The 8,565-nt window shown below is 64.0% G+C and carries 4 protein-coding genes; 3 read left to right on the top strand and 1 reads right to left on the bottom strand.

The window, feature by feature from the left end; all coding sequences use genetic code 11:
- Positions 1-2,510: beta strand repeat-containing protein (locus NKH03_RS29185; RefSeq protein ID WP_352972286.1), on the bottom strand; the 2,510-nt coding region annotated here is incomplete at its 3' end.
- Between the two features lie 568 nt (positions 2,511-3,078).
- Between NKH03_RS29185 and NKH03_RS29180 the strand changes: the two genes are divergently transcribed.
- Genes NKH03_RS29180 through NKH03_RS29170 form a run of 3 tightly spaced genes read left to right on the top strand, consistent with a single transcriptional unit; the run spans position 3,079 to position 8,532 of the window.
- The gene (locus NKH03_RS29180; protein ID WP_352873097.1) at positions 3,079-3,837 is read left to right on the top strand and encodes an ImuA family protein; all 759 of its coding nucleotides are present in this window, start codon (positions 3,079-3,081) and stop codon (positions 3,835-3,837) included.
- Positions 3,752-5,275: a Y-family DNA polymerase gene (locus NKH03_RS29175; RefSeq protein WP_352873098.1), complete on the top strand. Its 1,524-nt coding sequence runs from the start codon at positions 3,752-3,754 to the stop codon at positions 5,273-5,275. Before NKH03_RS29180 ends, NKH03_RS29175 begins: the two co-directional genes overlap by 86 nt.
- On the top strand, positions 5,272-8,532 hold the full coding sequence (locus NKH03_RS29170; RefSeq protein WP_352972284.1) for an error-prone DNA polymerase: 3,261 nt from the start codon (positions 5,272-5,274) through the stop codon (positions 8,530-8,532). Before NKH03_RS29175 ends, NKH03_RS29170 begins: the two co-directional genes overlap by 4 nt.
- Positions 8,533-8,565 lie beyond the last annotated feature (33 nt).

The raw sequence follows: 8,565 nt of genomic DNA, 5'->3' as shown, positions 1-8,565 counted from the left end.
ACATCGCCGCCGAAGCGCTCGGCCGCCGAGACGAGGCCACCCTGGTCGATGGTCCAATCGAGCAGCGAGGTGCCTGCAAGCGTCAACGTGCCGGCGCCGTCCTTCACCATTGTGCCGGTGCCGGAGATATCGCCGGCAAAGCTGGCGTCCGCCGTCTGGTCGAACACGACAGTGCCGGCATTGCCGATGTCGCCGCGGATCGAAGCCGCGTTGCCTACCAGCGTGCCGGCGTCCACCAGCGTGTTGCCGCCATAGCTGTTCGTTCCGGTGAGGGTCAACGTGCCGGCGCCGGTCTTGGCAAGGCTGCCGGCGCCCGAGATCGCGCCGGACAAAATGAGGTCGGCCGCGGTGTCGAAGGTGCCGCCGGCCGCCGCGAGCGTGATGTCGCGCGCCGAGAAGAAGACGGCGGTGTTGCGCAGCGTGCCGCCGGCGAGCGTCAGGCCGCCGGCGGCAGCGCCGAGATTGTTGTCGGCCGAAACCGAGAGCACGCCGCCCGAGACGGTCGTGCCGCCCGTGTAGGTGTTGGCGCCGGAAAGCACCAGCGTGCCGGCATCGGTCTTGGTGAGGCTGCTCGCCCCGGTCAGCACCGAGGCGATGGTCGCGGTATAGCCCGCCCCGGCCGGGGAGCCGTCGCCGACCCGGATGATGCTCTCGCCACCGGCGCCGGCCAGCGTTGTGGCGTCGCCTTCGATGCGGTAGCCGTCGGCGGCGAACTGCATGCCGGTGACCGCCAGCGCGCCGGCGCCATCGCCGGCGATGACGGTACCGCCAAGTGTCTGGAAGATGGCAAAGCCGGGCTGCGGCTTCATGGCTCCGTTGACTAGGCCGGTGCTCGTGGTCCAGTTCGGGCTCGTCGCCGTCCAGGTGCCATTGCCGCCGTCGACCAGATCATTGTTGGCATTGCCGGCCGCGTCGCCGTCCCAGAACAACAGGTCGTTGCCGACGCTGCTGATAAGATTGACCTGGTTGGCGACGGAGGTCTGCACCGACAGGTCGGCCGCCGTGACGTTGACCGGCAGATTGCCGAACTCAAGACCATTGTCGGTCAGCGAGCCGCCATAATTGATCAGCCGATAGACGCCGGGGCCGAAGCCGCCGACATCGGTGATGTCGAGGCTGCCGTCCAGAGTCAGGTTGCCGGTCACCACGATCAGATCGTTGACGCCGCCGCCGACAATGCCGGCTTGGCCGAGCTCATAGTCAAGGGTCGAGCCCGAGCTCAGGCTGAGCGATCCCACCGTCAGCGTGCCAGGGCTGGAGCCCGGCGCCAGCACGCCGCCATCGGCGATAATGACCGCGCCGGCAATCGAGCCGGAGCCGCCCAATGTGCCGCCGCTGTTGACGGTCGTCTGGGTGTTGCCGAGCGCGCCCTCGACGACAAGCTTGCCGCCACTGACCGTGGTTGCGCCGGAATAGGTGTTGGCGCCGCCCAGGATCATGGTGCCGCCGTTGAGTGCCAGTCCACCGCTGCCGGAGATGATGCCGGAAAAACTATCGTTGGTGTCGGTGATCGTAAGCGTCTTGGCGCCCAGAGTGACGGCGCCGCTGCCGGCGAGGCTCTGAATGCTGGTGCCTGTCGGGGTAATGGCCGCGATATCGAACGTTCCGTCCGCGAGCACTCGGCTTGAATCGGCAACGGCGCCGGCTCCCTGAAGCGAGAGTGTGCTGCCGGCCTGGATCCAGGTCTCGCCGGAATAAGGGCTGTTGGCTAGAAGGTTGAAAATGCCGCCGCCTGTTACGGTCAGGCCACCGGCGCCAGTAAACCCAGAGGTAGCGTCGGTCCCCACGGTGAAGCCGGCGGTATCGACGGTCAGCCCGCCAGCCAGTACGCTAAGTTCAGTGCCCGAGAATCCATTGATGAAGGTCGCATTGTTCGCTCTTGCCTTGAGAATGCCATTGTCAAAATTGGCCTGCGCCGCGCCGAAGCCGTTCCGCAGAACGGCCGTGTCCAACATGCCGCCGCTGATGTTGAGCGTGCCGGAAGAGGTGACACCCACGCCTAAGATCGTGGTGCTGGCGACGACTTTGCCTCCATTCACAACGTTCAGCGTACCGTTTCCTTGATAGCCGACACCAAAATTCCCGCTGCTTATCGTCCATAGCGATCCAGCCCCGGTGACGGTGACGGTTCCGGTGCCGCTGGCTTGATTTCCGATCCGCGGGGCTGACGCGCTTGTAAGCGTGCTGCCGTTCTGGATCGTCAGACTGCCCGACCCGCTATCGCCAACGTACAGGGAGCTCGTCACACCAATTGCTGGGCCACTCACGCCAAGCACTGTCGGGTTAGGCGATGTCGTGTTGATCACGACGGAGCCGCCTGAGGGGGCTACGCCGCCCGACCAGTTGCTGCCCACCGTCCAGTTGTTGCTCGTCGTTCCAGTCCATTGCTGAGCGGAGGCCGAGGTCAGTGAAGCGCCGATCGCCAGCGCTGTCAGGCCGACGCCCGCCAACAGCTTGGTCATTGTGCCGCCCCGATCATCGATCGTTTCGCCGCCGGCAGCCGTGCTCATATGAAATTCCCCCAACAGAGCCAAATGCGCCTCGCAGCGTCGACCCTGATTCCGATCGGGTAAACGCAGCACGAAAGGGTACGGCCTCGCAACAGGCTTATATTCGGATCGACTACCAAAAAACTAATCCTAGCAAGGAAAGGCAAGTCTGTGTTGGTGACGTCACAGCGGATTTACTTGTATTAGCTTCTGCTTATTTAAACGAGTAAGCTCACCGAACTATGCGAAATGGGCTTGCTGGCTCCACGGCGGCGCGCGCGCCGTGCTCGGCGAAGTCGCCGGGGGTCCAGACCTCGCGGGTTTGGACTCGATGCGGGCAAGCAGGCGCGAGCGAAGATCGGTATGGGGCTCAACTATGGGCATGTCCGAAATAAGTTACAAGTTTCGGCCACTCGTGGCGCCCAACCAAACATGGAACTCGCATTTTCGCATTAAAGGATATGGCCCGGCACTTTAGACTATCCGAATGCCCTCCTTCCGCAGGGGCATGACGTCATTCCGGTTGACTCTTAACCAAGACGAGAACAAATGTAGAACATATCACGGCTTTCCGCGTTTCAAGGGTCAGATGCGTGTATCGGCGCCCCCTGCTGCCATTTCCGACCTTCGAGAACGCATCGCGCGCCTCGAAGGCGGAAAGGCGCGCGCCCGAATGGTTTTGCCGTTCGGAGTGGCCGCGATCGACAGGGTTCTGCCGGGAGGCGGGTTGACTTTTGGCGGTCTGCACGAGGTCGCGGGCGGCGGCAATGGCGCTGTCGACGGTGCGGCCGCGGCGCTGTTCGCCGCGGGAATTGCCGCCCGCACGGCAGGCAAGGTGCTGTGGTGCGTTACCCGGCCCGATCTGTTCGCGCCTGCGATCGAACAGGCCGGCCTTCCTCCGGGACGGGTAATCTATGTCGAAGCCGGCGACGAAAAATCCGTTCTCGCCTGTTTCGAAGAGGGTCTTCGTGGCGGTTTTGGCGCTGTCGTTGCCGAGATTGCACGGCTTTCGATGACGGCCTCACGGCGGCTTCAGCTTGCCGCCGAAAACTCCGGCGCCACCGGCATCGCCATTCGCCGCTGGCGGCGACAGACGGAGGCAACCGATTTTGGCCAGCCGACAGCCGCCGAAACCCGCTGGCGGGTGTCGGTCCTGCCGTCGACACCACTGCCTGTTCAGGGAGTCGGGCGTGCGCGCTGGCAGCTTGAACTGATCCGATGCCGTGCAGGAGAGAGCGCAGATTTTACAGTGGAGGCTTGCGATGCCAAGGGTCGTATCGCTCTTCCTTCCGATGTGGCCGACAGACCGCTTCAGAAGGAAATCGGGCGACGCCGCGCCTCCGCCTGAGACGCCGCTCGTTTTGATCGGCCGCGACGGACGTCGCCGTGTGGTACTTGCCGCTGATGCGGCAGCGCACGCAGCCGGCCTGCGCATCGGCATGCCGGCGAGTAAGGCGCAGGCGCTCGTTCCGGGTCTTGTCGTTCATGATGCCGAGCCCGAAGCAGATGAGATGGCGCTCGAGCGATTGGCGCTGTGGGCGCTGCGCCGCTACGCGCCGATCGTCGCTGCCGATGCGCCGGACGGCATTGTGATCGACACGACCGGCGCCGACCATCTGCATGGCGGCGAGGCGGCAATGCTCACCGATATGGTGGAGCGACTTGCCGCGTCCGGCTTTACCGCGCGCTGCGCGGTCGCCGATAGCTGGGGCGCAGCCCACGCATTGGCCCGCTTCGGTACACGGCAGACGCTTGTGGTACCGTCCGGCGAAATTGCCCAGGCGATCCTGCCTTTGCCGATCGCTGCCCTTCGCTTTCCCGCCGCGACGATCGATAGTCTGAGGCGGCTCGGCTTCGAGACAATTGCGGATCTCACCGGCACCCCGCGTGCGGCGCTCGCCTTGCGTTTTGGGCCGGAGGCCGGCCGCCGCCTCGACCAGGCGTTCGGACGCGTGAGCGAACCGATCGAGCCGATCCGGCCGCAGGAAATTGTCGAAGTGCGCCGCAATTTTGCCGAGCCGATCGGCGCGGCACAAACAATCGCGCGCTATACCGGCAAGCTGGTCGCTGAACTATGCGCCTCACTCGAGACGCGAGGACTTGGCGCACGCCGGCTCGATCTTCTGTTCTTCCGCGTCGACAATCGCATCGAGGCGATCCGTGTCGGCACAGCATTGCCGGTGCGTGACACGAAGCGCTTGACCCGGCTTCTCACCGACAAAATAGAAACGATCGATCCAGGGTTCGGCATCGAGCTGATGCGGCTTGCCGCGACCGTTGCCGAGCCGCTGCGGGCCAAACAGATGATTTCCTCGCTCGCCGAGGCGCCCGAACCCGATGTGTCGGATGTGATCGACATCCTCGCCAACCGTGTCGGTGAGGACCGGCTCTATCGCTTTGCCCCGGTGCAGAGCGACGTTCCCGAACGTTCGGTTCAACGCATTGCCCCAATGGCGCCTGATACCGGCGAGGGCTGGCCCGGCCATTGGCCGCGCCCAACTCGGCTGTTGCCACGACCCGAGCCGATCGAGACGGTGGCACTTCTTCCCGACCATCCACCCGTGACTTTCACTTGGCGCGGCGTCCGCCGACGCGTGAAGCGTGCGGATGGTCCGGAACGCGTCTTCGGGGAATGGTGGAAGCGCGACGCCGAGCTCGCGGCGGTGAGGGACTATTTCCGGGTCGAGGACGAGAACGGCGAGCGCTACTGGGTCTACCGCGCCGGCGACGGCGAGGATGCCGCGACCGGATCGCATAAATGGTTCATGCATGGGATCTTCGGATGACTGGCGCGGCCCGATATGCCGAGCTGCAGGTCACCTCGCATTTCAGTTTCCTGCGTGGGGCGAGTAGCTGCGAAGAGCTGTTCGCCCAGGCGGCACTGCTCGGCATCGAAGCGCTGGCTATCGTCGACCGCAATTCGCTTGCCGGCATCGTGCGCGCCCATGAAGCGGCCAAGACGACAGGCGTTCGGCTAATCGTCGGCTGCCGTCTTGAACTGGCCGACGGCATGTCGATCCTGGTCTACCCTACGGACCGACCGGCCTATTCGCGCCTTTGCCGCCTGCTGTCGCTCGGCAAGGGCAGGGCCGGGAAGGCAAAATGCCATCTCGAATGGGATGATGTCGTCGCCTATGGCGAAGGTCTGATTGCTGTCCTGGTGCCGGACGAAGCCGATGACCTTTGTGCCGTTCGTTTGCGGCGGCTGCGCGAGATCTTCGGTGATCGCGCCTATCTGGCGCTCACCTTGCGCAGGCGTCCGAACGACCAGCTCAGGCTTCACGAGCTGGCAAATCTTGCGACGGCGATGCACGTGCCCACCGTCGTCACCAATGACGTGCTTTTCCACGAGCCAGCCCGCCGCATGATGCAGGATGTCGTCACCTGCATTCGTCACAACGTCGCCATCGATGGTGCCGGCTTCCGGCGCGAACGTCATGCTGATCGCTACCTCAAACCTGGCGACGAAATGGCGCGGCTCTTCAGCAATTATCCCGAGGCCTTGGCGCGCACGATCGAAATCGCCGACCGCTGCCGGTTCTCGCTCGACGAGCTCGCCTACCAATACCCGGAGGAGAAGACCATGCCGGGTCTCACCTCCCAGCAGGCGCTGGAAAAACTGACCTGGGAAGGTGCTGACAGCCGCTATCCCGAGGGCGTGCCTGACAAGGTGGTCGAGATCTTGAAACACGAGCTGCGGCTGATCGAGACGCTCAGATACGCGCCGTACTTTCTCACCGTGAACTCGATCGTCCGCTTCGCGCGCAGCCAGAACATCCTTTGCCAGGGCCGCGGCTCGGCCGCCAATTCCGCCGTCTGCTATGTGCTGGGCATCACCTCCATCGATCCCGAACGCAACAACCTTCTGTTCGAGCGTTTCGTCTCCGAGGAGCGGCGCGAGCCGCCCGACATCGATGTCGATTTCGAGCACGAACGGCGCGAGATCGTCATGCAGTGGGTCTACGAGACCTACGGCCGCGAACATGCCGCGCTTTGCTCCACCGTCATCCGTTATCGCACCAAGGGCGCCGTCCGTGATGTCGGCAAGGCGCTCGGCCTGCCCGAAGACATGACCAAACTTCTGTCCTCGCAGGTCTGGGGCCACGGTGAGGCGGTCGATGAGCAGCGCGCCGGCGAGCTCAACCTCAATCTCGGCGATCGCCGGCTGCGCCTGACCCTCGAACTCGCCGCGCAACTTGCCGGCACGCCGCGCCACCTCTCGCAGCATCCGGGCGGCTTCGTCCTGACGCATGATCGCCTCGACGATCTCGTGCCGATCGAACCGGCGACGATGAAGGATCGCCAGGTCCTGGAATGGGACAAGGACGATATCGACGCCCTCAAATTCATGAAGGTGGATGTCTTGGCCCTGGGCATGCTCACCTGCATGAAGAAGTCATTCGATCTCCTGTCCGAGCACAAGGGCATCGCCCTCGACCTGGCGACGATCCCGTCGGAGGATCCGCGCACCTACGCGATGATCAGGAAGGCCGATACGCTCGGCGTTTTCCAGATCGAATCCCGCGCGCAGATGTCGATGCTTCCGCGCATCAAGCCGCGCACCTTCTACGACCTGGTCATCGAGGTCGCGATCGTCCGTCCCGGCCCGATCCAGGGCGACATGGTCCATCCCTACCTTCGCCGGCGCGATGGCACGGAGGCGGTGACGTTTCCGACACCGGAGCTCGAGCGCGTGCTGGGCAAGACGCTGGGCGTGCCGCTGTTTCAGGAGCAGGCAATGCAGGTCTCCATGATCTGCGCTGGCTTTTCGGCCGGCGAGGCCGACCAGCTGCGGCGCGCCATGGCCACCTTCAAGCACACCGGTGGCGTCTCGAAGTTCCGCGACAAACTGATCAATGGCATGATCGACAACGGCTATACCCCGGAGTTTGCCGAAAAGACCTTCTCCCAACTCGAAGGCTTTGGCAGCTACGGCTTTCCCGAAAGCCATGCCGCCTCCTTCGCCTTGATCGCCTACGCGTCCTCCTGGATGAAATGCTGGCAGCCGGATGTCTTCTGCGCCGCGCTTCTGAATTCGCAACCGATGGGTTTTTATCTGCCGGCCCAGATCGTGCGTGATGCTCGCGATCATGGCGTCGAGGTGCGACCGGTCTGCGTCAATGCCAGCCGCTGGGATTGCACGCTTGAGCCGACCGACGTCGAAGATCGCTTCGCTGTCCGGCTCGGCCTGCGCATGGTGAAGGGTCTCGCCAATGATGACGCGGCCGCAATCGTCGCGGCGCGGGCCGTCGAACCCTTCCTCTCGGTCGACGATCTCTGGCGCCGCGCCGGCGTGCCAGCGGCTTCACTTGTCCAGCTCGCCGAGGCCGACGCATTTCTGCCGGATCTGAACCTTGCCCGCCGCGATGCGCTCTGGGCGATCAAGGCGCTACGCGATGAACCTTTGCCCCTGTTCGCGGCCGCCACGTCCCGTGAACACAAAACGGTGACGGAGATCCACGAGCCCGCTATCACGCTCAAGCCGATGACGGCCGGCCGCGAGGTTGTCGAGGATTATGGCCATGTCGGGCTGACCTTGCGCAGCCATCCGGTGTCGTTTCTGCGTGCCGATCTACGCCGGCGTCGCATCGTGACCTGTGAGGAGGCCATGCAGGCGCGGGACAAACGGTGGCTCGAGGCCGCCGGCCTGGTGCTGGTCCGGCAGCGGCCGGGCTCGGCCAAAGGCGTCATGTTCCTCACGATGGAGGATGAGACCGGCGCCGCCAACGTCGTCGTCTGGGTCAAAATCTTCGAGAAATTCCGTCGCGTCCTTCTCTCGTCGGCCATGCTCAGTGTGCGCGGCCGCATCCAGCGGGAAGGGGAGGTGGTGCATCTCGTCGCGCACGAGTTGACCGATCTTTCGGCCGAACTCGCCAGCGTCGGAAACCGCGACACGCCATTTCCATTGCCACACGGCCGCGGTGACGAGGCCCATCATGGCGGATGGGGCATCGATCCGCGCGGCATGCCGAAAACGCGCGAAATCGTCGATTCCTATGAGCACATAGACCGCATTAAGGTGAAGACGCGGGATTTTCGGTAGCGACGACATCGTTGAAAAAATCAAACGATGCCC

It is taken from the genome of Mesorhizobium sp. M1406, from assembly GCF_040317555.1.
GTDB lineage: Bacteria > Pseudomonadota > Alphaproteobacteria > Rhizobiales > Rhizobiaceae > Mesorhizobium.
Note: the sequence above shows the minus strand (reverse complement) of the source record. Positions and strands in the feature narration are given on the sequence as shown.